Origin of the sequence: Agrobacterium sp. V1, from assembly GCF_030518355.1 — a bacterium.
GTDB classification, from domain to species: Bacteria; Pseudomonadota; Alphaproteobacteria; order Rhizobiales; family Rhizobiaceae; genus Agrobacterium; species Agrobacterium cucumeris.
In genome coordinates, this window is sequence record NZ_JAULSF010000002.1 from 933769 (window position 1) to 959987 (window position 26219).

A 26219-nucleotide genomic window follows, 5' to 3' on the forward strand; every position below is an offset into this window, starting at 1 on the left:
TGTCTTTTAGACCGCCAGCAATGCCTCCTTGCCGACGTTATTGGCCTCGGCTGCTCCTTCCGTTTCGATCCGCTTGCCGGTGGCCGGGTCGAAGAAATGCAGCTGCGCAGGCGGCATGGTGAGGTGGATGCGCTGGCCGGGTTTGACCGAAAGGTCTTCGCCGATTGCGGCGGAGAAGGTTTCGCCGGCGATCTCGGCATGCACGATGCGGCCGGAGCCGAGCTCTTCGACGAAATCGACGATCGCCGGTACGCCCGCGCCTTCTTCCTTGCTGACAAGGCACTGTTCCGGGCGAATGCCCACCGTCACGTCGCGGCCGCGCAGTTCGAGACCCGTCTCCGGGAAGAGCCTGACCGCCGCGCCGCCCAGCATCACTGAAGGCGATTCGACTTCGACCCTTGTCGTGAACAGGTTCATCGCCGGGGAGCCGATGAAGGATGCGACGAAGGTGGTGGCCGGGCGATGATAGATATCGAGCGGATGGCCGACTTGCTCGACATTGCCCTTGTTCATCACCACCAGCCGGTCGGCCAGCGTCATCGCCTCCACCTGGTCATGGGTGACGAAAACGGAGGTGGCGGACAGGCGCTGGTGCAGCTTGCGGATTTCGGCGCGCATGGTGACGCGCAGCTTGGCATCGAGGTTGGAGAGCGGCTCGTCGAACAGGAACACCTGCGGTTCGCGGATGATCGCGCGGGCCATGGCGACGCGCTGGCGCTGGCCACCGGAAAGGGCGGCCGGCTTGCGTTCCAGAAAATCGGTAAGGCCGACGATCTTTGCGGTTTCTTCGATGCGGCGCAGGCGCTCGGCCTTGGCGACACCGGCGACTTTCAGCGCATAACCGATATTGCTGGCGACCGACATATGCGGATAAAGCGCATAATTCTGGAACACCATGGCGCAGCCGCGTTCACGCGGCTCGAGCCTGTTGACGACGCGCCCGCCAATGGCGATTTCACCTGATGTAATGTCTTCCAGCCCGGCGATCATGCGCAGAAGCGTGGATTTGCCGCAGCCCGAGGGGCCGAGGATAACGACGAATTCGCCGGATTCGAAAGAGAGATCCACGCCATGCAGGGTGGGTGTCTTGCCGTAGGATTTGCGGACCTGGCGGATATCGATCTGAGCCATGATGGGAAACCTTGTTGTTGAAAACCGCGCGCCGTCACTTCTCGGACGAAACGAGACCGCGGACGAACCAGCGTTGCAGGAAGGCCACGACGAGAAGCGGCGGTGTGATGATGATGAGCGAGCCGGCGAGCGTGACGTTCCAGTCCGGCGTGCCGTCTTCGGCGGGCAACAGCGCCCGCAGCGACATCATCACCGTCTTGTAGGAAGGGTCGGTGACCATCAGGAGCGGCCAGAGATACTGGTTCCAGGCATAAACGAACATGATGGTGGTGAGCGCCGCCATGTTGGTGCGTGACAATGGCAGGAGCATTTCCACGAAGAAACGTATCGCGCCCGAGCCGTCCATGCGCGCGGCCTCCGCCAGCTCGTCCGGGATGGTCATGAAGAACTGCCGGTAGAGGAAGGTGCCGGTGGCGGTGGCGACCAGCGGCAGGGTGAGGCCAGCATAGGAGTTGAGAAGGTTCCACTCCACCGTCACCTCGATGCCGAACAGGCCGAGAATGGAACGGAACGGCTGAAAAAGATCGGCCGCCACCGAATAGGTCGGCACGACGCGCACTTCGAGCGGCAGCATGAGGGTGATGAACACCGTCCAGAAGAACAGATGTTTGAGCGGCGAGCGGAAGAAGACGATGGCGAAGGCGGTAAACGCCGAAAGCGCCACCTTGCCGATCGTGACGAGCGTCGCCATGATCATGCTGTTCCACAGCGCATTGCCGAGATTGGCGCGTTTCCAGGCTGTCTCGGCATTGGCGAGAAACTCGCCCTGCGGCATGAAGTGGAACGGTACGCTGTTGACCTGGGTTATCGTCTGGCTCGCTCCGGCGATGATGACGACGAAGGGGCCGATGAGCAGAAGGAAACCGGCGACCATCAGAATATAGGTCAGGGCGTCGGCATAGGGGGTGCGCTGGATCATCGCCGCCTCACTTGTAATGGACCTGCCGCTCGACGAAGCGGAACTGGATGAAGGTGAAAACCATGATGAGGCCGATGAGGACGAGGCTCTGCGCCGAGGCGCCGGAATAGTTCAGCCCCTCGAAGGCTTCGCTGACGATGCGGTAGACCATCACTTCCGTCGCGCGGTTGGGGCCGCCCTCGGTGGTGATGGCGACGATGCCGAACGTGTCGGCGCCGACAAAGCCTTCGGTCATCATGATCACGGTCAGGAAGAACAGGGTCGGCGCGAGCAGCGGCACCTGGATATCGATGGCGCGGCGGATGGGGCCGGAACCGTCCATGGCGGCGGCTTCCGTCAGCGAGCGCGGCACGGATTGCAGGCCGGCGAACAGGAAGATGAAGGTGTATCCCGCCCATTTCCAGATGAAAATGACGATGACGAGGATCAGCGCATGTTCGCCGTATTTGGCCGGGTTCCAGATATCCGGCCACCAGGCGTTGAGGGAGGCGGCGAGACCACGCTCCGGTGACAGGATGAAGCGGAAGGCCATGCCGGCGGCAGGACCCGCGATGGCATAGGGCAGAATATAAAGCACCCGGAAGAAACCGGAGCCGGGCAGGGCGCGATCAACGCACAGCGCCAGAACGAGGCCGATGAGGATGGTGAAGAACGGGCCGGCAATGGCGAAAACCATGCTGACGAGCACGGATTGCCAGTAAAGCGGATCGAGGAAGGTTTCCTCGAAATTGGCAAGGCCGACAAATTCCGCAGCGCCGCCGAAGGGCGGTTCGAGCGTGAAGGCCCAGTTGATGACCGCTGCCACGGGCCAATAGAAGAACAGGAAGATCAGCAGAAGCTGCGGCAGGGCGAACAGCACGGGCAACCACGTGCTTTTGAAGACGGCGCGCTTTTCCATGAAAAAACCGGCAATGCTGGAGAAATGGGCGGACTTGCCCGCAAAGCTTGAAGCTTTGCGGGCAAGTCTTTAGAAAATTTACAGAAAATTAGTTCAGCTTGGCGCCGGCATAGGTCTTTTCGAAGCGGCGCAGGCCGGCGTTGGAGCGCTCGACAGCCTTGTCGAGTTCAGCCTGGATATCGGCATTCTGCATGAAGATCGCTTCGAGCGAGGTGGCGACTTCCTTGCGGATCTGCGTGAAACCGCCAAGGCGGATACCGCGGGTATATTCCGAAGGCGGCGTGAAGGTCAGGCTTTCAATCGCCTTTTCGCGGCCCTTATAGGGAGCCTTGTCATAGAAGCCATTGGCTTTCATGGCGTCGAAGCCGGTCTTGGTGACCGGGATGTAACCGGTGACCGTCGACCACCACTGAACCATCTCCGGCTGGGCGATGAAGTTCAGGAACGCGGCTGCACCCTTGTATTCGGCGTCCGGACGACCGGCCATGACCCACAGCGACGCACCGCCGACCAGCGAATTATGACGTTCGGTGCCCTTCCAGACCGGCAGCATGGCAACGTCCCACTTCACGCCTTCGGGCATGGTCTTGGCGACGGTGCCGTGATTGGCGATCGAGGTCATGAACATCTGGCAGGTCTGCGAGGTGAAGGCGGGCAGGATGTCCATGCCGAGCTGCTTGGTCTTGACGACGAACAGCTTCTCGTCCTGCATCTTCTTGAAGAACTTGACGTGATCGACGAACTTCGTCTTGTTGATCGTCAGTTCGGCGTCGAGGCCTTGGTAACCGTTGCCCTTGGTGGCGATCGGCTGGTTGTGGATGGCGGAGAACTGCTCCATCAGCATCCAGGTGTCGAAGTTGAAGGCCAGCGGGCATTCAAAGCCGGCGGCCTTGAGCTTCGTGGCGGCTTCCTGAACCTGTTCCCAGGTGTCCGGCTTGAAGGTGATGCCGGCTTTTTCGAAAGCGTCGATGTTGTAATAGAACATCGCGGTCGACGAGTTATAGGGGAAAGAGTTCAGCTCGCCCGCAGCGGTGGCATAATAGTTGGCGATGCCGGGGAAATAATTGTCCCAGTCGATCTTGTAACCGTTGTCGGCCATCAGCTTCTTGGCGGGAACGAAAGCCTTGGACAGCATCATGTCCAGCGTGCCGGCATCATAGATCTGGGTGATGGCGGGCTGCTTCTTGGCGCGATAGGCGGCGATGGTGTTCTGCAGCGTGGCGTCGTAATCATTCTGCGAGGTGCAGACGATTTCGAATTCAGCCTGCGAGTCGTTGAACTTCTTGCAGGTTTCCTGAACGCGATCGCCAAGATCGCCGGAAAGGCCGTACCAGAATTCGAACTTGGTCTTTTCTGCGTGGGCAGCGGTGGCGCCGAAGGCGGCAGCAATGGCGACGCCGGCCACGAAAGAGGTCAGAGCGGAAGATTTCATGAGTTGAGCCCCGTTGATGGAATAATGGCCTGATCGGCAAGAACATCATGTTCCCAGCACGAAGCCACGGGCTCTGCTAACAGCCGTCTTTGACGGATCGCTTACACTTTGTTGAACGTTTTATGATGACTTGCCGCGCAGGGCGATCTGCGCGGCGGGAAAAGTGTGATAAAACCGGAAAATCCGAATTTTCCCTTATATTTTAGCGACTTACGTTTGAAATATCGCTTCGCTACTTGCTGCTGAGTAAGCCGTCCGCGTCAACCGCGGCGTGCGGCTTCGATGGCGGCGACGTCGATTTTCTTCATGTCCATCATCGCCTCGAAGGCACGTTTGGCCTCAGCACCGCCGGCAGCCATGGCGTCCATCAGCACGCGTGGAGTGATCTGCCAGGAGACACCCCATTTGTCCTTGCACCAGCCGCAGGCGCTTTCCTCGCCACCATTGCCGACGATGGCATTCCAGTAGCGATCGGTTTCTTCCTGATCTTCGGTCGATATCTGGAACGAGAAAGCCTCTGTCTGTTTGAAGGCGGAACCGCCATTCAGACCGATGCAGGATACGCCGGCCACGGTAAACTGCACCGTCAGCACATCGCCCTTTTTACCGGAGGGGTAATCGCTCGGCGCGTGGTGAACGGCGGTTACCGCGCTGTCGGGAAAGGTCTCGGCGTAAAATCTGGCGGCGGCCTCGGCGTCCTTGTCGTACCAGATACAGATCGTGTTCTTTTCCATCAGTTTGCTCCTCCAGGTTGGAACTGATTTTCGTCTTGCCTGAACAGGCAAGGAAATTCGCCGGCCCGTGGCCGGCCCCCCATTCGGCATAAAATGCTTGTCGGAGACGAATGTTCCGAAAAAGCTGAAGGCCGCGCCACGGCTCCGGTTTGGCGGCCGTTACAGCCAGCGCCGCACCCGGCGCCGATAGGCCTCATATGCCGGACCAAGCTCTTTCGTCAGCACACGTTCTTCAATAGTGACCTGCAGCGACACGGCGATGACAAGAGCGATGGCGACAACAAGCTGTAGAACCGATGGAAACACCAGCACCAGCCCGGCAAACAGCACGATCTGGCCGACAAAGACGGGATTTCTGGAGCGGCCGAAAGGACCGCTGTCGACGATTGTACCAAGATGACCTTCGGCCGCGCCGATGCGCCATGACCTGCCCATATGGTTCTGCGCATAAAGCGCGATCAGGCCGCCTGCCAGCACCATCGCCATGCCGCCAATCCGGGTTGCGGTGCCAAGATCGCTGCGGCTCAGAAGCCAGACCGGATTTTGCGGCTCCAGCCACAGGGTGATGAGCGGCAGCAGAGCGCCAAGGAAAAAAGCGAGGCGAAAGAGCATGGCGGGAACGGCCTGCCGTTCGCGACCCTTTGCGAAGAGCCAGATCGGCTCGCCCGTCTGCCTTGCCAGCCGCGCCGTCAAAAACAGAAATCCGGCAATATAGGCCCACACGGCGAGTGCGGTTACGACATCGATCATGATTTCTCCCGAAAATACCGGCAAGCCGCAACGTATCGGCAAAGGACAGCCTTAGCCGATTCGTCTGATGGCCAGAGTATAAACAGGAATAATACGCGATTGTTACGCCCGCCCAATGGCCCTTTGGCAGAGGGAAACGGCTGCGGAAAGAAACGAAAGCTGGTTTAAATTCAGTTTGAGTTTTTCAATCGAACTCAACTGGCAGCATCTTTATCCTTAAATATTATTTAAGAATGTAACAGTAATATTATTGAATGATTTTCAGCGGAAATCATTAATCTGCCATCGGAGGATTGCGCGTGAGTTTTCTTGATCGTGGTGCCAATGCTTTCGCGGTTCTTGCCGCGCTTTCCAAATCCCAGGCAATTATAGAATTTGACCTTTCCGGGAAAATTCTTACCGCCAACGAGAATTTCTGTCGTGCGCTCGGTTACGAGCTTGCGGAAATCATCGGCAGGCATCACAGCATGTTCGTCGAGCCGGCCGTCGTGGCTTCGCAGGACTACAAGAGCTTCTGGGCAAAACTTTCCGCCGGTCAATTCGATCAGCAGCAATATAAGCGCATCGGCAAGGGTGGCAGGGAGGTCTGGATCGAGGCCTCCTATAATCCGGTGTTTCGCCGCGGCAAGCCGGTGAAGGTGATCAAGATCGCCACCGACATCACCGGGCGCAAGCTGAAGGCGGCGGAAGATGCGGGCAAGATCGACGCACTGTCGCGGGCGCAGGCCATCATCGAGTTTTCACCTGGTGGCGATGTCCTGACCGCCAACGAGAATTTTCTGGCGGCACTGGGTTACTCACTGTCGGAGGTTCAGGGCCGGCATCATTCGATGTTCTGCGAACCGGCCTATACGCAGTCGGCGCATTACAAGCAATTCTGGGAAAGGCTCGCGGGCGGTGATCTCGTGGCGGATGAATTCATGCGGCTCGGCAAGGGCGGCCGCAAGGTCTTCATTCAGGCCTCTTATAATCCGATCTTCGATCTGAACGGCAAGGTGTTCAAGGTCGTCAAATTTGCGACCGACGTGACCGGTCGTGTCGAAAATGTCGAAAAGCTCGCCCAATGTCTGACGGACCTAGCTGATGGCGACCTGTCGCAGAGCATCGACAAGCCGTTCATCCCCTCGCTTGAGAGATTGCGGACGGATTTCAACGCAGCCTCGGAAAAGCTGAAGAGAGCGATGACGCTGGTATCTGAAAATGCCGGCGCGATTTCCTCGGGCTCCAACGAGATACGCTCCGCTGCCGATGATCTCGCCAAACGCACGGAACAGCAGGCCGCCTCCATCGAGGAGACTGCCGCGGCGCTGGAGGAGATCACCACTGCCGTCAACGATTCCAGCCGCCGGGCCGAAGAGGCCGGCACGATCGTCGCCCGGGCTCGCGACCATGCCGAACATTCGGGCCAGGTGGTGCGCGATGCGATCGGCGCCATGGATCAGATCGAAAAATCATCGCGCGAGATTTCCAACATTATCGGCGTGATCGATGAGATCGCCTTCCAGACCAATCTGCTTGCGCTGAATGCCGGCGTGGAAGCGGCGCGTGCGGGTGAGGCGGGCAAGGGTTTTGCAGTCGTCGCGCAGGAAGTGCGCGAGCTGGCGCAGCGCTCGGCAACCGCTGCAAAGGAAATCAAGAGCCTGATCAACGCGTCCGGTTCGCAGGTGGAAAACGGCGTCGGCCTGGTTACCAAGGCGGGATCGGCGCTGCAGGAGATCGCGGCGCAGGTTCGTGATATCAACAGCAATGTCGTGGCGATTGTCGAAGCCGCCCGTGAACAGTCCACCGCGCTTGCCGAAATCAATCAGGCGGTCAACACGGTCGATCAGGGCACACAGCAGAACGCTGCGATGGTGGAGGAGCAGACTGCCGCCAGCCACAGCCTTGCCCGGGAAGCCGCCGCCCTGTTCGAACTTCTGGGGCAATTCAGGTTCGATGAGGCGCCGCGTTCGGCATCCTCGCTGCGCAGCAGCCCGGAGGTGCGACCGGCGCCGGCTCAATCGCGCCGCCCGGTATCCCGGCCCGTTGCGGCGCGTGGTTCTGCTGCGGTTGCCCTCAATCACGATGAATGGCAGGAGTTCTAGACGGCTTCTCGCCAGAGCGGGTAAAATCAGAGCGTCCAGCCGGCCCGGCAATCGGGTCGGCTGGATGTTTTACGCCGAGCCTTTTGATAGCGCGGATGCGCATCGGCAGCGCGAAACCGAAACGACCATTGAACAGGACCGAAGGTCGGGGCATATTTTCGCGATCGCCCGATAATCGGTGCTTTGCGTCTGGAAGTGTGGGGTCGTTTGATTGGCAGGTATATGGGCAGGGATATGGACAGGCCGTGTCGCTCTGGTCTTCTGCCTGCTGGCGACAGCGGGCGGTGCCGCCCGGGCTGAAGAGCCGGCGGAGGGGAAAAACGCCTGCGCCTACAGCCATGCCGTTGCGCCGGAACTCTGCATTCGGGTCGGCAGCTACAATAGCGATCTGTGTCATGCCATCGAGGTGCTGGCCGGACGTTACGCCGTGCCGCCGGATTATTTCGCCCGGCTGATCTGGCGCGAAAGCCTGTTCCGCGCCGATGCGGTCAGCCCGAAAGGGGCCGAGGGCATCGCCCAGTTCATGCCCGGAACAGCAAGGCTGCGTGGTCTCGAGGATAGCTTCAACATCATTGCCGCGCTTGAGGCGTCGTCGCGTTATCTCTCCGAGCTGAATGGTCAATTCGGCAATTTCGGTCTTGCCGCCGCGGCCTATAATGCCGGCGAGGCGGGGTTGCGGACATTCATCGCCACCGGCCGCCTGCCAATGGAAACCCGCGATTACGTGTTTGCCATCACCGGATATCCTGTCGAGAACTGGAAAGACAACCCGCCGGAGAAGGCCGCCCCGGCGCTGGATGACGGCCGGTCCTTCCTCGAGGCCTGCCTGCGTCTCGCCGACACACGCACCATGAACGATCCCGTTCTCATCTCCTCGGCCGACTGGGCGCCCTGGGGTGTGCAGCTTGCGGCGCATTACAATCCGGCGGTGGCGAACCGGCTGTTTACCCGCGCGATTGGCGGATTGTCGGAACCGCTCAATGCGGAACGTGCCCTCATCGTCAGGCAAAGAGGCGGGAATTTCGGTTCGCGCCCGCGTTATGCCGCCCGCATCGGCCGCGAGACCCGCGCCGAGGCCAACAGGCTCTGCGGAGAGATCCGGCAGGCCGGCGTCCCCTGCACCGTGTTCCGCAACAGATAAAGAAGCCTGACGCCCGTCGATCATAACAAGTTGATCGGGATTTCTGTCCGCCCTCCTTTCAGCATGAAATGGTTGACCCTAGATTTGCGCCACAGCGGCAGTAGGCAACCTATGCGGCTGGCGATATTTGCGAGGGGACGATTGAAGATGAGATGGCTTGGGACCGGATGTCTGGCGGCTGCGCTAATGATTGTCACCGCCTGCGCCTCAACCGGAGAAACCGATATTTCCCGCACGGTCGCAGCCTTTGTGGGGCAGCCGCGGGATGCGGCCATTGCCAGGCTTGGCCGCCCCAACAAGGTGGTTATCGAAAAGGGCGCAACCGAATCCTACTGGCTGAAGGTTGATGTGGAGACCTATGCCGGGCTGAGCAACCGGCGTGAATACAAGTCCGTGGATGGACAGACCCAGATGACGCAGACCGAGGGCATGAAAATGAAGGAACACCGCCGCGATTGCATCATCAAGATCACGGCAGATGCCGGCTCCATCATCAAGACCAGCGAGATTATCGGCAATCCGGCGAGTTGCGAAACCATTCTCAATCGTCCGGTTTCGTGAGCAATCTCATGTTTCGGTGAGCCGCGCGCCAGGTAGGCGCACGGCTCGAAAGTTTGCGGAAAGTTTCCTCAGAAGCGATAGTTCAGCCCGACCTTGATGGCATGCAGGTTCAACGAGTTCGAGGCATTGCGACCGTTTGCAATTCCGGACGTCCCGGCATGGTCTACATATTCGTAGATCGGCGATTCATAGGGCTCGCAGACTTCCGGCATGGAATCGCAGAGCCAGGCCATGTTCGGATCATTCTTCAAGCCGGGATCGACCATCTCCGTGCCCGTCTGCTCACTGGTGCGATAATCCTTGCCGGTGCCGGCGCGGGCGTTCTTGAACTTGAACGATTTGGCGCGGAAATGGCTGTAGCTGTAATCCGCACGGATCGACCAGTTGTCGTTCAACGCATATTCCGCACCGAGACCGACGGTGAAGCCGGCACGTGTTCCGGAAGCCTTCTCCACGAAGAATGCCGTCGTTTCAGAGCCGAGAGGATTGGTCGCGCTCGCGCCGTCTGAAATATACTGGTCGCGCCACTGGGTTTCTTTCGCAAGCGCCAGGCCGGCGGTGGAGTAAACGAGCAGCCTGTCATTCACAGCATAACCGAGCTTTGCCCGCAGACCGGCCGTCCAGTCGATATCGTAGCTGGTCGTTGCGTCCACGTGGCCGCTCTTTGCCAGCACCGGATCGGTAGAACCGAATTTTTCGAGGCCACGGAGATAGGTCTTGGTGTAATCGGCCTCGACGCCGACGACAAAGCCGTTTTCCAGCTGCCGGTCATAACCGGCCTGCAGTCCAAACGCGCCGCCCCGCAGGTTGAAATCGGCCGATTCCCGTGCGGCCGCATCGTTGAATGTGCCATCCAGCGAGGTCGTATTTCCGGCAAAATTCAGGAAATCGCCGCCGGCATGGGCACCCACATGGAAGCCGGTCCAGTCACGCACGAAGGATGCGTCCGTCGGGCTGCTGAAGGGGGAAAGGCCGGGCAGGGCCTCGCCGCCGCCGATCGTCGCGGTAAGGCTCGCATAGATCGTGCGGCCGGGACCGGGCTGCGTGACGAGGCCGAGCGGATCGACATAAAAACGGTCGAACAGGTTCTCCACCCGCAGGCTCGCCGTCATGTTGTCGTTGATCTTGTATTCGGTAAACAGATCGACCAGCGTATAGGGCTCCCAGTCGACAAGTGCGATGAATTGCGACGCACCCTGCGCGGTGACGTCGCCGTGGCCGATGGCGCGCGGGCCGACATAAGAGACGCGGCCGCCGACCGTCAGCCGGTCCTCGAGGAATTTCTGCGAAAGCGTCAGGTCGACCGTATATTCCGGCTGAACATGGTTCGTCGCATAGTCGCCATAGAGAGATTTACTGTCGCAGGTCTGGGTCGTGCGGCAATATTCGACATTCAGGAAGTAGTTGGCGGAAAGATCGGCCGAAAATCCGCCATTGGTGTAACGGCCGGAAAGTTCGATACCGGAAAATTTGGCGCGCGGAATATTGCCGATATTCAGCGTCAGCTGCGGTTCGGTCACGACGGTGCGCGAGATGTAATTCTTCACATCCCAGTTGAAATAACCGAACTTGATCATGGCGGTGTCATCTTCGGAGAAGATGCCGTCGCGAATGATGTTGGTGCCGATTTCCCAGTTGCTGGAGCGTTCCGGCAGGACGCCGGCATTCGCGATGACGCTGTTGAAAGCCGAGACGGACTCAATGATGGATGGCGAGCGCAGCGTATTCGAATAATTGACGTAGAACTGGGTGTTGTCGAACGGTTCCAGCGTCACTCCGGCAGATGGGCTGAAACCGCCATCATCCACTTTCAGGTCAACCGGCTTGTCCCGCGCCTGATAACGCTCATAGGGATCAAATCGGTCTTCAACCCAATAATGGGAATATCGCAGGCCGCCATTAAGAGTGAGCCAGTCAACCGGCTTGTAAGCTGCCTTGGCAAAGGCTGCACCTTCATGGCGAATGGCGTCGCGCGGGGTCAGCCACCCCTCCAGAACGGCGGTGTGGTTGCTGCCCTTAGTGTCTTCGGCGCGGTAGGAAAATCCGTAATTCAGGTCGAAATCGCCGTAATCCAGGCTGAACTGCGAGCGGTTGGTAATCTCCGCTCCCCACATATTGGTATCGGTGCCGACCCGGAAGCCTGATGGCAGGCCGATCTTCTCCGGCGTCAGGCCACGCCCGCCGCGCACGGGGTTGCGGACTTCGAGATGGTTGAAATAGAAATTCGACTTGAAGTCGATGAGGTCATTGTCTTCGGGGTTCCAGTTGTATCTGGCGGTAAATGTGTCGAGGCTGGTGCTGACGGTCTGTTCCTGCTGCTGCGCCTGTCCGGTATTCGACGTCAGCCGCGAGGCAAGCCTGTCGCCGGCCTCGCTTCTGTATCCCATGTAACCGATCTGAAATGTCTGGTCGTCTGACAGACGCGCCGTGACCTTCGCCAGAAGCGATTGCGTTTCCAGCTCGGTATTGAGGATTTCCTCGCCGCCGCGATAATTGGCCAGACCTTCATTGATCATCGTGTTGGGCAGAGTGCCGCCCCAATATTTCGTGTCGCCGATGTTTTTCGGGGATGCGACAGGACCATGGCTGCCGGCGTGATAATTGCCCTGACGGCGATGCGCATATCCGGCGACGACATTGATGTCCTCGCCCTTATAAGCGCCGATGACGCTGCCGGAACCGGTCGTCGGCTTGAGGAAGGCGGGTCTGTCCATGCCATCGGCAGACGGGGTCGCGGTGCCTGCGCCAGACTGGTAGCTGTAGCCGCTCAATGCGCCTTCCGTCGGGCTTGATGAATTGGTGCCGAAGCCGCCCTTGACCTTAAGCCCCCATTTCTCGCCCGGCTTGACGATGTCGTCGGCGCCGACCGTTCGCATCGCCACCGATCCGGCATTGCCGAAGGAAGCGGCATCGGCTCCCTTGGTAATGTCGACACCGGCGATGAAATCGGGATCGACATAGGTGCGGTTCGAGACGCCCTGGTACCCCTGATAGACCGTCACGGAATTTTCAGCGCCGTCGACCGTCGTGGCGACGCGGCCCATTCCCTGCATGCCGCGAATGTTGACGTCGATGGCACCGGCGCCGTTTCGCGCTTCGCCGGACATGACGCCGGCCGTGCCACGAAACATGTCGGCCGGGCTTGAGCCGCGGAAGCGCTCGATATCCTCGCCCGAAATGAAGGCGGTCGGGGCATCGTTGCTATAAGGTGCGTCCGGGCTGCCATATCGTCCTGACTTGCCGGTGACGGTGATTGTTTCGAGAACCAGCGAGCCATCCGCAGAGGTTGCTTCCGGTGCCTGTGAGGCGTTGGAAACCGTCACGCGATCGGGCGCGGTGAAGCGGAAGCTGAGGCCGGTGCCGTCAAGCAGCTTGCCGAGTGCTTCCCGCGGTGGCAGGGAGCCGGCCGCGCCGGAGGTCTTGAGCCCTCTCGTCAAGGATGCGTCGTAGAAAATCTGTATGCCGCTTGCGGCGCCAAAGCGCGTCAGCGCCACATCGAGGGACCCGGCTGGAATGGAAAACTGGCGCAGCTCCTGCGCAACTGCCTGGGTATGGGCATATAAGGATACGGAGCAGGCCAGTGATGCGCAGAATGCTGCAAGCCTCAAACGCCGTTCGCGACCACCGGATTTATGTCCCGTCGCCAATAAAGTCATCCCCGTATTCCCTTCCATTTCGCCGCCTTGCTGCGGCCTCTGATAGGGAAGACGACCGAGGCGCATGAACCCGAAAAGATTTGTGGAGTTTTCTTGTAATATTTTCGGATCGTCCGGAATCCAGTGCTGTCTCCGGTTTGAAAGGCTTCAGACGAGCAGCAATATTCCGCCTGCGCCGACCGCATGAAGATGCAGGGTTTCTTCAAGATGGGCGATAATGTCCTGCGGCCGGTTGAGCTGAAAGACGCCCGAGACGTGCAGGGAGCGCAGGCTTTGACGGGTGATGATGATCCTGCCGCGCCGGTGGCGGTTCAGGCTCGCGACGATGTCTTCCAGCGGACGGTTGTTGAAGACCAGCATGCCTTCACGCCATGCCGATGCCGTATCGAGGTCGATCGCGGATTTTTCCCCAAGGCCTGCTTCCGAATAGACGATTGCCTCTCCGGGAAGCAGCTGCGCATCGCCGAGACAGTGGACGCTGAGTGGGCCGGACAGGCATTCCACGGTTACGCCGCTGGCATTATGGGTGACGCTGAAGGCGCCGCCGGAGGCCTGCACGCGGCCATTGCCGGCTTTGACCACAAAAGGAATATTCGCCGCCTGCTGGACGGTGAAGACCGCAGCACCTGCCGTGAGATCGAACCGCCGTTCGCCGCGCTCCAGCGACAGGGCGGAGCCACCATCGAGAAAAGCGGTCGATCCATCCGGCAGGCTGACATTCTGCTGCTCGCCGACATCAGTTGAAAAATCCGCAAGCATTGCGCCGATGGAGGGCAGGTAACCGAGTTCCGGCAGCGCGACGGCAATACCGGCAAGGCCGGCGGCAAGGCTGCCGCCCACCAGAAAGGATCGTCTGGATGTGGCTTTGACGCGGGTCTGCGCCTGCGCTTCCAGGGCGGGGCCAAGATCGCGCCAGAGCGCCGACGCCTCGACGAAGGCGCGTTCGTGATCGGCGCTGAGGCTGCGCCAGTGGCGGAGCGCCTCCGTATCCTCAACCGTGGCCGCGCCGGAGCGCAGCCTGACGATAAAGGTCGTGGCCTTTCTTCTGAGCGCATCGGATCCTTCGTTCAACACGCAACCCCTATCAAAAAACCGTCTGGATGCCGGAATTTCACATGAACCTCATTAGCTCTAACGATCACAAACGGTAAATCCGAAAATTATCTGCGCCGCTCATGTCCCATTTTCTCGATGCAGTAGTTGAGGGCGCGATTGATCTCCATTTCCACCGTGCGGGTGGAGACATGGAACTCTTCCGCGATCTCGGCATAGGGACGAAATTCCAGCCGCGCCGCGACCAGCATCTTTCTCTGTCGATCCGGCAGCTCACCGATGACCCGCATGAGCTGCCGGATCTGGTCGCGGTCGATTACCTGCTGGTCCGGACCCGGGCGCTCGTCGCGAATGGAAAGGGCATCCTCGATCTGTTCGGTTGTGGCCCGGTGCCTGCGGCCCCGCCCGTGATCGATGGCCAGCGACCTGGCGATGCGCTTGAGATAAGGCACTGGTGCTGCGGATGCGTTCGAGCTGTTTCTCGCCAGCTTGATCCATGCCTCATGGGCAAGATCCTCGGCATCTTCGCGCGAGCCCGTCATCCGCGTCAGATATCGCTTGATATCCGACTGGGTTTTCAGGAATGCCGAAAGGAATTTGTCGTCGCGCTGCGTCATGACCGACCTGGAGATTGGACTTCAGGCGATACCCCGTGGCAGATGCGAATTCAATACTTAACTTAAATAATCATGTTAAAGCCGGCACGGATGATAATCGCGCAACCTGTGTGGGTCAGTTTCTGTGGATGAAAGCAACCGCTGTTGTTACCGTGAGCCTCTGCACATATGCTGGATTACTTAAATCACGATTTCCGGATATGGCGGACAGGCGCATAATGAGCTCCCAGTTGGATTTTTTCGGTTCCGCGGCAGCGCGGCTTCCCCAGGGTGAACGGGGGCGAAAAGCGGCCGGCCGCGAAACGGTGCAGAAGAACGTCGCGGATGACGAGACGCTTGCTGGATATCTTGAATCCACCGGAAATTACCGTGTTTCACGCCGGCTCATGCCGCGTACCGTCGTCGACAGACCGCGGCCGGAGTTCCCCCGTCAGGGCATTATCCTCGATACCGAAACCACGGGCCTCAATCATCGAACCGACGAAATCATCGAGATTGGCGTCATCGCCTTCACATTCGACGATCATGGCGCGATCGGCGATGTTACCGGCGTCTATGGCGGCCTGCGGCAGCCTGGCGTCACTATCCCGGAAGAGATCACGCGCCTGACCGGCATTACTGACGAGATGGTCACCGGACAGGTGATCGACATGGACCGCCTGAGCGCGCTTGTTGCCCAGGCGGATCTGATCATCGCCCATAATGCCGGCTTTGACCGCCCGTTCTGCGAGGCCTTCTCGCCGATTTTCCGCGAGAAGGCATGGGCCTGTTCGGTTTCCGAGATCGACTGGCGGGCGCGGGGTTTTGAGGGCAGCAAACTTGCCTATCTCATCGGACAGTCCGGTTATTTCCACGACGGCCATCGCGCCGTCGATGATTGTTTTGCGCTTCTGGAAGTGCTGGGTCACGCCCGTGCGGGGCAGGGCGAAGCACCCTTCGCAGAACTGTATCAGGCAAGCCAGCGCTCCCGGGTTCGCATTTATGCGGAAAACAGCCCCTTCGACATGAAGGATCATCTGAAAAAGCGCGGCTATCGTTGGTCGGACGGTTCGGATGGCCGACCCAAAGCCTGGTGGGTGGAAGTGGCCGAAGAAAAGCTCGATGAGGAGCTGCATTTCCTGCGGACCGAGATTTACCGCTGGGAGGCCGATCCCCCGGTCAAGCATCTCACCGCCTTCGACCGCTTCAAGGCAAACTAGAGCATTCGTGTCGGGGCAACGGACGTTGTCCGCCATCGATATCCGCCGGCAATCAGGAAAGTGGTGTGAGCGCGGTTCTCAGGCTGACACCCTGCTTCGGCTGCAGATCGAGATCGGCCTCGATATGATCGAGGTGATGGATCATGAGATCTGACGCGCCTTTTGCATCGCCCTTTGCGACAAGCTCGAGAATGGCAAGGTGTTCATTGTGGCCGCAGCTCGAAACACCCGAGCGGCCATAAAGGGCGACGACCAGCGATGAGCGGGCGACAAGTTCATCCATAAACCGCTGGAGGATGACGTTACCGGACAGGGCCGCCAGCAGGAGATGGAAATCGCCCGAGGCCTTTATTTCCGCCCGGCGCGCGGCCGGACCCCGTTCATTCATATAGTGCGCCTCGTCGACGAGGTGATGCTCAAACCGCACAATATCCGCAGGCGTGATGCGCTGCGCCGCCGCCGCGATGATGCCCGGCTCGATCAGGCGGCGTGAGGCGAAAATCTGGCGCGCCTCTTCCGGCGAAGGCGTGGAAACGAAGGCTCCGCGGTTACGCTCGGTCTTTACCAGCCCCTCGAAGGCCAAAATCTGCAACGCGGCGCGCGCCACCGTGCGGCTGACATCAAAGAGTGCACCAACCTCGGCTTCCGACAGTTTGGTTCCCGGCGCCAGCCGCCGGTCGATGATGGCATTGCGCAGGGATTCGCGGATCAGGAGCGAGCGATCCTCGATTGTGGCATCCACGGGGGCAGGGGTTGTTTCAGGCAAGGTCATGTCACGGATCCGATGTTGCCTCTTCTAACTCGGTGGCATCGGTTTTCCTAGGGGTGCCATTGCGGTGAGCAGGCGCTGACGCCGTCAGTCCCTCAAAATCCCCAGCCACACGACAACGAATGCCAGTTGATGGGCGATATCCCCTTGTACATTCTGCAATGTCCTGTCGCTCAAACATATGCGGGATCCGTTCCTCTTCAGAATGCTCAGGCGTTCCGCCTTGGCCAAGAGGGCGGTGACGTGGGCGCGGCTTATCCCATAGGCGCGCGCAGCCGCCTTGCGGGAAAATTCACAATCTGACGCATCTGATCTGCTGGTTTTCGCCGCAGACAGCAGATCCAGCAGCAGAGGAAATCCGGGGGCATGGCCCAGGAACATCAGGGTTTCCACTGATATGGGGGTGAGCGCCTGCTGTTGCTTCAAAAGCCAGCCGACGCCATCGACAAGGGTGTTGACGCCGATGTCATCTTTCGCCGGCCTGCCCGGAACCGGCTGCGCCTCCCATGGCGCGGCTGCGGCAAGATAAGCCTCGGCGAGCGTCTCAATGGCCGTTATCAGCCAGCCACACAACGACCATGGACGTTCGCGGTTGTCGCCACGGGGCTGATGCCGCCGGGCGGCGCCTTCGAGTTCCAGCCAGTCGATCAAGGCCCGTGTCCTGCGGCTGGAGGCCCAGCCTCGGGGGACGACGATCGCCTGAACCGCAGCCAGGGTAAATTGCCCGCCATGGATCGATGCCAGGCAAATGGCACACAGGATCGTTGCGAATGCGCCGAAATCACCGATGGCGCGAACGAGGCGCGGCTCCTGCTTGAAGACCATCGATATCTGCGAGCAAAGACGGATGACAGTCCCGTCAAAAGCGGCATCGTTCAGGATCCGGTTCGCAAGGGGTGTCAGCCTCTCCTGAAGCATGTCCGGCTGCGGCCGAACGGGGTCTCCTTGCGGGAGCGATTTTGAATCCTGCGCAACTGCTTTTCCAGATGCCTTTCTCCCACGGAATCTTAAGTTTCGCTACTTTATGGCGAATTTCAAAATATGAGTTTTGCTCGCCGGCTGCGGCCGTTCAGGCCCGCATGACAGCTGAAATGTTCCGGGTTCGGGAGATGCGTGCAATTTGTTGCACTCCCGCGCCGCTCTCCTTGAGGGTATTAAAAAATACTCTCATAAATTGAGTGTTAAAGAGCGCATTGAAATATGTGTCCTTTTGGAACGGTTTGCGAGAGCGGCGATAACAACAATTTTATCGTCTGTTTTCATTGCATAATTTTATTCGGCTTCGGACATAAAATCTTTCGTTGGGCAATCGAAAACACAATCTTTGATGGTTGTTTTCTCGGCCTTGACGGAGCGGCGAAAACTGCATTCCGAAGCCGCCTGGCATCCGCATGTTTCTACCGATTTTCTGGCGCGTCCGGCAGCAATGCCGGCTGGGCCGCGGCACGTCCATTCACCACAATTCTCAGAAGGAGGATAAAGCGATGCAACTTCGACATGTTATTTTTGCCGGCCTTGCGGCAATCGCGATGCAGTTTGATATTCCGTCCATGGGCCAGCCGGCCATTGCAAATGCGGCCGCCCTCACCACCGAACAGGTGGCGGCTTTCCAGTCAAAACTTGAACAGGCGGAAGCCAGCCGGGAGCTGCTCGGCCGCCGATCCGTGTGCCTGATGGAACATCTGACGGCGCAACAGCAGCTCAGCGCCGAACGGGAGAGGGCGCTGGGAGAGGCCATGTACCTGCAGATCGAGCTGGAACGGCAGGTGGCGCAGTCCGAAACGGCCGTGAAGGGTTATGAAGAACTGGTTCAGTCTGAGAGCGAGAACGTCAGGGCGCGTCAGGCCGTGTTCGAAAAAGCCCGAAGGGAAAGGGACGAGCAGGCCAAGAGAGTAACAATATGCAGCGGCGTCCTCTTCTTCCTGCCGGGAATTTGCCAGGCCGGTGACGCCGCAGTCAAGGCGCTGGGCTGGATGAATGACGCGGAGCGGGAATACCGCATCGCACAGCCACGGCTGGACAACGCCCGGACGGCGCTTGAGGGCGTTCGCAACCAGCTCGAAAACAACCGCCGCCAGCTGATAGCGGCACAGCAGAGCCACGCGGAAAACCAGAGCGCGGTGAAAAATCTGGAAGAGCAGATCACCAGGCTCAAAGCGGCGATTTCCACCATCAACGTCAAGGTTCAGGACTTCAACATTCAGGTCGGCAACTTCACCAATGCTCTGAAGGAAGCGAGTGAGGTCAATCCTGACGACGCGAAAATACGTCAGGTCGACCGGCTGTCCGCCGAGATCGACGGCCTGACCAAGGACGTGCCGCAGTTCATTTCCTCCACCGAGGCCGGACTGCCGGATGACGCGAAGAAACAATGCGGATCGTGAACGATCAATCCCATGACTCTCCGTAACCACACATCAACAGGAGCATTAAAATGAACAATGTCGTCAATCTCGAAAGCCGAGAAACCAAACTCAACAGCGCGATCGATGCCGATGTCGAAGCGATCGTGTCGAAGCCGGAATTCAGCCTTCCCAAGGCGGATACGGCGCTCGTCCGGTATTATGTTGATAAGATCCAGGGGACCTACGATGTCGAGCGCGCCAAGCGCGACACCGACAATGCGATCGACCTGCTCTACATCGCTTACAACACCACGCCGCAAGAGGAGGGCAAAATTCGCGGACGCATCAGCGCCATCATGGACAGCTTGATAACCGCGCAGCAGAGCAGTGAACGCACCATGAAACATGCGATGGATGTTGCCAATCGCATCCGCATTTCAGTCGACGACCTCTTCCCGGACTGGCTGGATGTCCGCGAGGGAAATGACCAGAGCGAGATCAAGGCCTTCGTCTCCAACGACCTGATAAAACTCGCGAAAAATATCCGCGACAAGGCGTTGGAAGTGCGGGACGACCTGCTTGAGGTCGCCTCCACCTATGATGGCATCATCAAGGCAACGGCGCAGATCACCGATGCGAGCGAAATGGTCTTGAGCAAGCGTCTCGAAGACAAGGCGACCATGGAGCGGGAAATCCGCGAGGCCGATGCGCGGCGCCAGCAGCTGGAATCGCTTGTGAACGATCTGAAGGCACAGGTTGCGGAGTTCGAAAAGAAGGCCCGTGAATATGAAAAGCGGGCCAATACGGCAGAGGAGCGCGCCTTCATCATGTCGATCGTCCGGGTCGGCGCGCAGATGATTTCAAGCGCCATTCCCGCCATCGCCATGGTGGCGGGCGGTCCTGCCTCCATGCTGGCCTCGTCGGTCGGCGGCGCGCTTTCGGGACAGCCCAAGGGCGGCCAGGATGTGGACGGGCAGGGGCAGGGTGGCGGCTCCCGCACACCGACAACCGGCGGCGGAAAGGCGGATGGGGCCGCCACGCAGAGCAAGCTTTCCGAGCAGAAGGCCGAACTGCGCAAGAGCGAGGAAAAACGCGACACCTTGAAGACGGATATCAAGGCGCTGGAAGACAGCAGGTCGGCGCTGGCGAAAGATGCCGAGGGCACCGATCCGAAATCGAGCAAGGCCGTGGAACTTGCCGAACTTGATAAGCGTCTGACCGCGCGCGCCGCGGAACTGAAGACGCAGGAGGAGAAGATCGCAAGTCAGCAGACTCTGATTTCCAGTCTACAGGCTTCACTCGACGCGCTCGACAAGGGGCTGGGCAAGCTCACCGACGAGCAGCAGCAACAGGCCGCAAGCCTGCGCGAAATGCAGATGAAGATGATCGACAAGGCGGAATCCTATGAGAACGAACGCCGTACCCAGGCCGCCGAACTCATAAAGATCAACGCTCTGCTGAAGGGAAAGCAGGCTGAGGACGATAAGATCAAGCTTGCGGTTCAATCCCTCAACGTCAGCATTACGGCGCTGAAACGCATGAAGGAAATCATTGAGGAAATCGCATTTTTCTTCAAAAGTTTCGCCGATTTCATGCAGGCCGTGGCCGACGATGCCGAGCACCAGATCAAGGCGATCGACAATGTGGCCGAGCTGGAGGTCATTCGCAAGAACCGTCTCGCCCAGCTCATTCGCTCCGTCAACGAGTTCTTCGTCAGGCAGACCGCCCAATGGTATGCGGTCGGGACCGTCAGCGACAGGTTCAACCGCAGCTTTGCGGACGGATGGTCAAAGCTCAACAAGCTGCAGGGGACATATCTCACCGGCACCGGCCTGACGAACTATATGGCGGAAGCCTCGGAAAAGCTCTCGGCCATCGTCGCCGAACGCGAAGCCGCAGCGGATGCAAAAATCGCGTCGTTGCAGGCTTATCGTCAGGACCTGAACAAAAGCGCCTGAAACTGCCGCTCCTGTCCCGGCCCGGCAGGCAGCGTCTCCATGATCCCAGCCACTGGTCGTCCCCTTTGGTCTCGAGATCATGGGCAGTGTCCTGCCGGCGCAATTGCCGGCAGGACGGCCAACAAGACCGAAACGTCAACACATCACCCGATGCAAGATCAACGACCGGCATCCGGACGCCATCGAAGTCCAACCCGTGCCGCGTCACTTTAAGGAAGGAGAATATCATGCCGACAGTCAACAACCCTCCGGTGCTGGTCGCTCAGGAAACGCCGTCCTGGTGCTTTGCCGCCGTGGAGCAGATGGTGCGGGCCTATCGTGAACTTGCCGCCACCACGCAATATGCCATCGCAAGACGCAACACCGCAGCGCTTGCGACCGTCGACCCGGAGGTTCAGGAGCGCTGGGAGCTGGCGCTTATTCTGGATCAATCCGCTGCCATCGATGAAATGGGCGGCGCCAATCCTGACAGCAATATCGTCAGGCTGGTTTCCAGCCAATGGAACGCCTTCGACCATGCAACGACCGGGGGTGGGTTCGTCGCCGATCTGACGCCGGAGATCGTCAGAGGCGAGATCGACAACAACCGCGTCTTCGTCATCGGCACGCATATCCATTATTACGTCGTCTACGGCTATACCGATGCAGGCAAGGATCTCGAACTTCATATCCTCGATCCATGGCCGACAGGGCATGGCGGCAGCAGAACGCGCATTGGCCTGCAGGAATTCCTCGGCATGGCCGGCCACACCGCCATCACCTTCGGTTAAGCCCGCAAGCGGAGTGTCGGCTGCGCGCAAAGGCGCATAACGACACCAAAACGTCTTGCCGGAGGCATTCCGGCACCCAGCAACCCTTCAAAACCATGCCAACCTGTCCTTACCATCAAAGGCCGGGAACAGCTGGCTCATGTCCAAAGGAGACACAATATGCCAATTCTCAGCGACTTCATGATCAAGCATATTCGCCCTTTCAGCGAGGACGGTTACAACACATTTGGCAACACCCAGACCATCGAGTTTCTCGCGGAGCTGGGACTCGACATGAACGACATCCTCAATATCCTCGCGGCATGGCGCAAGGCAGCCCTGGCTGATCCCGGGAAGGATGGCGATGTCTTCGCCGAGGCGGCAAATGCCGTTGCTCAGGCGCGGTGGGAGTCTCTCTACAAAACCGGAAAAAGCACGGTCATGTTTCTCGACGCCGTTCAGCTCGAATCCCTCAGCCATCTCGAGCCGGGGCCGGACAGTAATTTTACATGGAGACCCAAGACGCCGATCGCGGTCGCGGTAACCATCCACAGGAAAAGCAAGCAGTATGAAATCACTCTGGGTGCGGCCGGTTTCTCCGGCGGCACCGATGAGCGGGGATGGATATCCCACTTTTCCGAATTGCTGTAGCGGTTGCTTATGACATCAGGACACGCCGGAAAGTCAACGCGACTTTCCGGCGTCGACGTGACGGGCCCCTTCATATCCCTGTCGCAATAGTGTCTGATATCGACATTATTTTTTGAGGCCCATCTGTGTTGACGAATAGCCGTTGCACGCTCAGGGAGCTTTTCGTGAAGCCGTCAACGCAAGCAATACCAGCCGAAACTGAGAGCCAAAAAACCGGCACCCCTGGTGAAGTTTTCGTTGCCTTCCTGAAACTCGGCGTCACCTCTTTCGGTGGTCCCATCGCCCATCTCGGTTATTTTCGCGATGAGCTGGTCGTGCGGCGCAAATGGATCGACGAGGCCGGTTATGCCGATCTTGTGGCGCTCTGCCAGTTTCTTCCCGGCCCGGCCTCCAGCCAGGTGGGTTTTGCGCTCGGGCTTTTGAGGGCCGGGCCGCTCGGCGCTCTCATGGCATGGACAGCCTTTACCCTGCCATCCGCCATCCTGCTTTTGCTATTCGCCACCATTGCCGCTTCCATCGAAGGTCCTGTTGGTACCGGCCTGCTGCATGGCCTCAAGATCGTCGCCGTCGCCGTGGTGGCGCAGGCGGTCTGGGGCATGGCAAAAAGCCTTGCGCCGGATCGGCAGCGGGCCAGCATTGCGCTTTCCGGCATCGTTTGCGTGGTTCTTCTGGCCGGAGCCTTCGGGCAAATCCTGGCGCTTGCCGTCGGTGCCATTGCCGGGCTTGTCTTCTGTCGTAACGGTGCGGTGCGGGAAGCTGCCCATCTTCAGTTTCGGGTGCCAAAAAGCGTCGGATATATCGCGCTCGCGGCCTTCATCCTGCTTCTCGGCCTGCTGCCGCTGCTTGCGGCGGTGGCGGGATCGCAGGGCCTCTCCTTGTTCGATGCATTTTATCGTGCAGGTGCACTGGTCTTCGGCGGCGGGCACGTGGTTCTGCCGCTGCTGCAATCCGAAATCGTCGCCACTGGCTGGGTAACGGAAGATGCATTTATCGCCGGATATGGCGCGACACAGGCCGTTCCCGGCCCGCTATTCACTTTCGCCGCCTATCTCGGCGCGGTGGTGGGGCCGCAGCCGAACGGCGTTTTCGGTGCGGCCATCGCCCTTGTCGCGATCTTCCTGCCGGGCATGCTGCTTCTCATCGGCGCGCTGCCCTTCTGGGAAGGGTTTCGCCGGCATCTTCTGGCGCAGGCGGCCATGCGGGGTGCAAATGCCGCCGTCGTCGGCATTCTTGGCGCCGCACTTTATGATCCTGTGTGGACCAGCGCCATCTTCACGTCGAAGGATTTCACGCTGGCGCTTGCGGGTTTCATCCTGTTGACGGTGTGGAAGACCCCGCCATGGGTCGTGGTGGTGATCTGTGCTGCCGGCGGCGTTCTGTTGGCGCTGCTGTAAGCCTTTTCAGGCAAAGTCGGCATGGGTCGACATCCAGTCCGAGAAGGCCTGCATGGCGGATGTCTGCGGTTTTGATTGCAGCCGGGTCAGCCAGTAGCTTCCAAGCGATATGGTGACGGGGAAGGGCTGAATGATTGCCCCGGACGTCAGATGCCGCGAAAACATCGATGGCGGTGCCAGCGCCACGCCCAGCCCCTGCAGCGCGGCCTCCATCATTCCGAGCGAGGTGTCGAAAACGATCCCGGCATTCACCTGCGCTGCCGGGGTCACGCCGGCGGCCGCAAACCATGTGCTCCATTCGTCGGACCGGTAGCTGCGCAAAAGCGTCGCCTCGACAAGATCGGCGGGCGTTTTTAAAGTCTCCGCCAGTTTGGGTGTGCAGAGGGGTGAAAGCGGCGCATCGAAAAGCCGGAAGGCATCGGTGCCGTGCCATGAGCCCTGACCGAAACGAATGGCAAAATCCAGCCCCTCGGCCGCCATGTCCACCCGGTTATTGTTGGTGGAAACCCTGATATCGATGAAGGGATGCTGCTTTTGAAACTCCTGCAATCGCGGCAGAAGCCAGCCGACGGCAAAGGTGCCGACGACCCCCAAAAACAGCAATTCGCGCACCTGTCCGGCCTCGATCCTGTCGAGCGTAGTCGCCATCTGGTCGAAGGAACTGGTGACGGTGGGCAGAAGCGCTTCACCCTCGGCGGTGATTTTCAGCCCGCGTGGAAGCCGTTGAAACAGCGAGACACCCAGCCGCTTTTCCAGCACCTTCACCTGCTGGCTCACCGCCGCCTGCGTGACGCAGAGTTCGATGGCTGCACGCGTGAAGCTGAGGTGTCTTGCCGATGCCTCGAAGGCCCGAAGACCGTTGAGGGGAAGAAATTGCCGAACCATTTGAGACCTAGATTTTCTTGTATCTCTTCCGAGATATCATGGTTTGTTCGTGCAATGTAGGGCAGCTAAAGCTCTTTCGCTGGGGGCGGCGCAAACGCCGGTCATCTACCTGAGGTTTTGGAGAATGCGAAAGATGAAACTCAATCACGGACATATCGCCCTTGCGGCACTGCTCTCGGCCGGCCTGTTCACACAGGCTTCTGCCGCCGATGAAGCGAAGCTGAAGGCGATAACGGATGCCGCGATAAAGCCGGTCATGCAGAAAAACGGCATTCCGGGTCTGGCCGTCGCCATCAGTATTAATGGTGAAAACCACGTCTTCACCTATGGCGTCATGTCCAAAAGCACCGGCCAGCCCGTCACGCCACAGACCTTGTTCGAGCTCGGCTCGATCAGCAAGACATTCACGGTTGCGCTCAGCACCTATGCCGAGATGAACGGCCAGCTGTCGCTGTCCGGCAAGGTCGCGGATTATCTTCCGTCGATGAAAGGCAAGCCGTTCGGCGATGTCGCGCTGATGCATCTCGGCACCCACACCGCAGGCGGATTCCCGCTGCAGGTGCCGGACAACGTCAAGACAGAACAGCAGCTGCTCACCTATCTCAAGGCCTGGAAACCCTCATACAAGGCCGGAACCCACCGCACCTATGCCAATCCCAGCATCGGAATGCTCGGTTATATCACCGCAAAGGCCATGGGCCAGAGCTTTGATGACGCGATGCAAGGCACGCTGCTGCCCGGGCTGGGGCTGAAGAACACCTTCACCGTGGTGCCCAAGGCAAAGATGGCGGATTATGCCCAAGGCTATAAGAGAAATGGCGACCCGGCCCGCGTGACACCGGCCATCCTTTCTTCGGAGGCTTACGGCGTCAAATCATCGGCAAGCGACATGATCCGTTTCGTCAACGCCAATATGGGCCTTGAGACACTGGACGGAAAAATGCAGCAGGCGCTTCTCAACACCCACACGGGCTATTTCAGTGTCGGCGCGATGGTGCAGGACATGGTCTGGGAACAATATGCTTATCCCGTTGCCCTGAAGACGCTGGTGGACGCGAATTCCGGCGCCCTTTTGAAGACGGTTCCGGTCTCCGAAATCACCCCGCCGATGAAGCCGCGTCAGGACGTCCTCATCAACAAGACGGGCTCCACCAATGGTTTTGGGGCCTATGTGGCTTTCATACCAAAGCAGAAGCACGGCGTCGTTCTTCTGGCCAATAAAAACTATCCCAATGAGGATCGTGTCGCCCTGGCCTATGAGATTTTGACGGCGCTCGACAGGGCGGAGTGAGA

At 59.3% G+C, this 26219-nt stretch carries 22 protein-coding genes; 10 read left to right on the plus strand and 12 right to left on the minus strand.

Going from position 1 to position 26219, the window contains the following annotated elements; translation table 11 throughout:
* Nucleotides 1–6: 6 nt before the first annotated feature.
* The 6 genes from QSV77_RS18355 to QSV77_RS18380 all read right to left on the minus strand — a co-directional run bounded on the left by QSV77_RS18355 (nucleotide 7) and on the right by QSV77_RS18380 (nucleotide 5864).
* Nucleotides 7–1131, minus strand: coding sequence for a sn-glycerol-3-phosphate import ATP-binding protein UgpC (locus QSV77_RS18355; protein ID WP_302734568.1), 1125 nt, complete (start codon nucleotides 1129–1131; stop codon nucleotides 7–9).
* Between the two features lie 34 nt (nucleotides 1132–1165).
* Complete coding sequence (locus tag QSV77_RS18360) at nucleotides 1166–2050, minus strand: ABC transporter permease subunit (protein ID WP_142843193.1); 885 nt, start codon at nucleotides 2048–2050, stop codon at nucleotides 1166–1168.
* A gap of 7 nt (nucleotides 2051–2057) precedes the next feature.
* Entirely contained in the window at nucleotides 2058–2948 is an 891-nt protein-coding gene (locus QSV77_RS18365) for a carbohydrate ABC transporter permease (RefSeq protein ID WP_302734570.1), read from the minus strand.
* 88 nt (nucleotides 2949–3036) lie between these two features.
* The gene (locus QSV77_RS18370; protein ID WP_142843191.1) at nucleotides 3037–4380 is read right to left on the minus strand and encodes an extracellular solute-binding protein; all 1344 of its coding nucleotides are present in this window, start codon (nucleotides 4378–4380) and stop codon (nucleotides 3037–3039) included.
* Nucleotides 4381–4640: 260 nt separating this feature from the next.
* Nucleotides 4641–5114, minus strand: coding sequence for a VOC family protein (locus QSV77_RS18375; protein WP_302734571.1), 474 nt, complete (start codon nucleotides 5112–5114; stop codon nucleotides 4641–4643).
* A 159-nt stretch (nucleotides 5115–5273) separates the two neighbouring features.
* Entirely contained in the window at nucleotides 5274–5864 is a 591-nt protein-coding gene (locus tag QSV77_RS18380) for an isoprenylcysteine carboxylmethyltransferase family protein (protein WP_302734572.1), read from the minus strand.
* Nucleotides 5865–6163: 299 nt separating this feature from the next.
* Here QSV77_RS18380 and QSV77_RS18385 point away from each other — a divergent pair, with 299 nt between their 5' ends.
* From QSV77_RS18385 to QSV77_RS18395, 3 genes are all read left to right on the plus strand, one after another.
* The gene (locus QSV77_RS18385) at nucleotides 6164–7948 is read left to right on the plus strand and encodes a PAS domain-containing methyl-accepting chemotaxis protein (RefSeq protein ID WP_302734573.1); all 1785 of its coding nucleotides are present in this window, start codon (nucleotides 6164–6166) and stop codon (nucleotides 7946–7948) included.
* A 211-nt stretch (nucleotides 7949–8159) separates the two neighbouring features.
* Nucleotides 8160–9089: a lytic transglycosylase domain-containing protein gene (locus QSV77_RS18390; RefSeq protein ID WP_302734574.1), complete on the plus strand. Its 930-nt coding sequence runs from the start codon at nucleotides 8160–8162 to the stop codon at nucleotides 9087–9089.
* 147 nt (nucleotides 9090–9236) lie between these two features.
* Nucleotides 9237–9650, plus strand: a complete 414-nt coding sequence (locus tag QSV77_RS18395) for a hypothetical protein (RefSeq protein ID WP_368045860.1) — start codon at nucleotides 9237–9239, stop codon at nucleotides 9648–9650.
* Nucleotides 9651–9718: 68 nt separating this feature from the next.
* Here QSV77_RS18395 and QSV77_RS18400 read toward each other — a convergent pair whose 3' ends face one another.
* From QSV77_RS18400 to QSV77_RS18410, 3 genes are all read right to left on the minus strand, one after another.
* Nucleotides 9719–13297, minus strand: coding sequence for a TonB-dependent receptor (locus QSV77_RS18400; RefSeq protein WP_302734576.1), 3579 nt, complete (start codon nucleotides 13295–13297; stop codon nucleotides 9719–9721).
* Between the two features lie 156 nt (nucleotides 13298–13453).
* On the minus strand, nucleotides 13454–14380 hold the full coding sequence (locus QSV77_RS18405) for a FecR domain-containing protein (protein WP_302734577.1): 927 nt from the start codon (nucleotides 14378–14380) through the stop codon (nucleotides 13454–13456).
* Nucleotides 14381–14466: 86 nt separating this feature from the next.
* A complete protein-coding gene (locus QSV77_RS18410) occupies nucleotides 14467–14976 on the minus strand; it encodes an RNA polymerase sigma factor (protein ID WP_065116490.1) in 510 nt (169 codons plus the stop codon).
* Between the two features lie 218 nt (nucleotides 14977–15194).
* On the opposite strand from QSV77_RS18410, the gene QSV77_RS18415 reads away from it, so the two are divergent.
* Nucleotides 15195–16175: a 3'-5' exonuclease gene (locus tag QSV77_RS18415; protein ID WP_302734578.1), complete on the plus strand. Its 981-nt coding sequence runs from the start codon at nucleotides 15195–15197 to the stop codon at nucleotides 16173–16175.
* Between the two features lie 52 nt (nucleotides 16176–16227).
* On the opposite strand, the gene QSV77_RS18420 is transcribed toward QSV77_RS18415, so the two are convergent.
* Nucleotides 16228–16947: a GntR family transcriptional regulator gene (locus QSV77_RS18420; protein WP_302734579.1), complete on the minus strand. Its 720-nt coding sequence runs from the start codon at nucleotides 16945–16947 to the stop codon at nucleotides 16228–16230.
* Nucleotides 16948–17031: 84 nt separating this feature from the next.
* Nucleotides 17032–17862: a hypothetical protein gene (locus QSV77_RS18425; RefSeq protein ID WP_302734580.1), complete on the minus strand. Its 831-nt coding sequence runs from the start codon at nucleotides 17860–17862 to the stop codon at nucleotides 17032–17034.
* A 566-nt stretch (nucleotides 17863–18428) separates the two neighbouring features.
* Between QSV77_RS18425 and QSV77_RS18430 the strand changes: the two genes are divergently transcribed.
* The 5 genes from QSV77_RS18430 to chrA all read left to right on the plus strand — a co-directional run bounded on the left by QSV77_RS18430 (nucleotide 18429) and on the right by chrA (nucleotide 24041).
* Nucleotides 18429–19328, plus strand: coding sequence for a hypothetical protein (locus tag QSV77_RS18430; RefSeq protein WP_302734582.1), 900 nt, complete (start codon nucleotides 18429–18431; stop codon nucleotides 19326–19328).
* A gap of 50 nt (nucleotides 19329–19378) precedes the next feature.
* On the plus strand, nucleotides 19379–21247 hold the full coding sequence (locus QSV77_RS18435; RefSeq protein WP_302734583.1) for a tyrosyl-tRNA deacylase: 1869 nt from the start codon (nucleotides 19379–19381) through the stop codon (nucleotides 21245–21247).
* 227 nt (nucleotides 21248–21474) lie between these two features.
* Nucleotides 21475–22017 carry a hypothetical protein gene (locus tag QSV77_RS18440; RefSeq protein ID WP_142843171.1) on the plus strand — a complete coding sequence of 181 codons (543 nt, stop codon included), beginning with the start codon at nucleotides 21475–21477 and terminating at the stop codon, nucleotides 22015–22017.
* 159 nt (nucleotides 22018–22176) lie between these two features.
* On the plus strand, nucleotides 22177–22647 hold the full coding sequence (locus QSV77_RS18445; RefSeq protein WP_269702799.1) for a hypothetical protein: 471 nt from the start codon (nucleotides 22177–22179) through the stop codon (nucleotides 22645–22647).
* Between the two features lie 185 nt (nucleotides 22648–22832).
* Nucleotides 22833–24041: a chromate efflux transporter gene (gene chrA / locus QSV77_RS18450; protein ID WP_302735268.1), complete on the plus strand. Its 1209-nt coding sequence runs from the start codon at nucleotides 22833–22835 to the stop codon at nucleotides 24039–24041.
* 6 nt (nucleotides 24042–24047) lie between these two features.
* Here chrA and QSV77_RS18455 read toward each other — a convergent pair whose 3' ends face one another.
* On the minus strand, nucleotides 24048–24926 hold the full coding sequence (locus tag QSV77_RS18455; protein WP_302734584.1) for a LysR substrate-binding domain-containing protein: 879 nt from the start codon (nucleotides 24924–24926) through the stop codon (nucleotides 24048–24050).
* Nucleotides 24927–25059: 133 nt separating this feature from the next.
* On the opposite strand from QSV77_RS18455, the gene ampC reads away from it, so the two are divergent.
* Nucleotides 25060–26217, plus strand: coding sequence for a class C beta-lactamase (ampC, locus tag QSV77_RS18460; RefSeq protein ID WP_302734585.1), 1158 nt, complete (start codon nucleotides 25060–25062; stop codon nucleotides 26215–26217).
* Nucleotides 26218–26219: the final 2 nt, after the last annotated feature.